The sequence below is a fragment of the Rhodococcus sp. NPDC054953 genome, from assembly GCF_053609225.1.
In genome coordinates this window covers 1-1078 of sequence record NZ_JBSGXD010000087.1, presented here as the reverse complement: position 1 = coordinate 1078, position 1078 = coordinate 1, and the positions used below count along the sequence as shown (strand labels likewise).

The 1078-nt window shown below is 69.9% G+C and carries 3 protein-coding genes; all 3 read left to right on the top strand.

Translation table 11 applies throughout. The features are described from left to right. Window positions 1-450 (top strand): DUF881 domain-containing protein (locus tag ACWF62_RS20680; RefSeq protein WP_452631308.1); only part of this gene is annotated, 450 nt, incomplete at its 5' end. Window positions 451-542: 92 nt separating this feature from the next. Then, entirely contained in the window at window positions 543-725 is a 183-nt protein-coding gene (locus ACWF62_RS20675; protein WP_030732646.1) for a hypothetical protein, read from the top strand. After that, window positions 725-1078, top strand: a 354-nt coding sequence (locus tag ACWF62_RS20670) for a glutamine amidotransferase-related protein (RefSeq protein ID WP_452631306.1), incomplete at its 3' end; no start/stop codon positions are given. The genes ACWF62_RS20675 and ACWF62_RS20670, both read left to right, overlap by 1 nt.

Genomic DNA, 1078 nt, shown 5'->3' with positions numbered 1-1078 from the left:
CTCAGCGAACTCACCGGCGACGCCCTCACCGTCACCCTCACCGACGCACCCGCCGACGCCGTACCGCTGCTCCCCGGGCTCCCCGACCCGCTGCCCAACGACCTCGTCATCCACCAGCAGGACCTCCAGGCCGTCATCAACGCCCTGTGGGCCGGCGGCGCCGAGGGCATCCAGGTCATGGACCAGCGGCTCATCTCCACCAGCGCCGTGCGCTGCGTCGGCAACACCCTCATCCTCCAGGGCCAGCTCTACTCCCCGCCCTACACCGTCACCGCCGTCGGCGACCGCGAAACGCTGCGCTCCGCCCTGGACGAGGACCCCACCATCCAGAACTACCGTGCCTACGTGGACGCCTACGGCCTGGGCTGGAAGGTGGAGGAGGGCACGGACGTGACCCTGCCCGCCTACACCGGGTCCACCGCCCTGCAGTTCGCCGGCCCGGCCGAATGATCCCGATCCTCTGAAGGGCACCCGCCACCCGTCGTAGGCTGGGGGCACGCGGCGCCGCCGCGCGGAGCGGGACACGAAGGAGAAGCGACGCCATGTACGGCTGGATCTGGCGGCACCTGCCGGGCAACACGCTGGTGCGCGCGCTGATCTCCCTGGTGCTGGCCCTCGGGGTCGTCTATCTGCTGTTCAGCTATGTCTTTCCCTGGGCCGAACCCCTCCTCCCGTTCAACGACGTGCCGATCAACGGCGAGCAGGGACAAGGGGCAGCCGGCTGATGAGCGCACGCATTCTGGTCGTCGACAACTACGACAGCTTCGTCTACAACCTCGTCCAGTACCTCTACCAGCTCGGCGCCGAGTGCGAGGTGCTGCGCAACGACGCCGTACGCCCCGCCGACGTCACCGCCGACCGCTACGACGGGGTGCTGCTCTCCCCCGGGCCCGGCGCCCCCGAACAGGCGGGCGTGTGCATCGACATGGTGCGGCACTGCGCGGATACCGGCGTCCCGGTGTTCGGGGTGTGCCTGGGGCTGCAGGCCATGGCGGTCGCGTACGGCGGGGTGGTGGGGCGCGCGCCCGAGCTGCTGCACGGCAAAACCTCCAAAGTTAACCACGACGACACACACGGC

Bases quoted from the DNA above. Each gene is read 5' to 3' on its own strand.
- ACWF62_RS20675 (WP_030732646.1), top strand. From the start codon at position 543: ATGTACGGCTGGATCTGGCGGCACCTGCCGGGCAACACGCTGGTGCGC.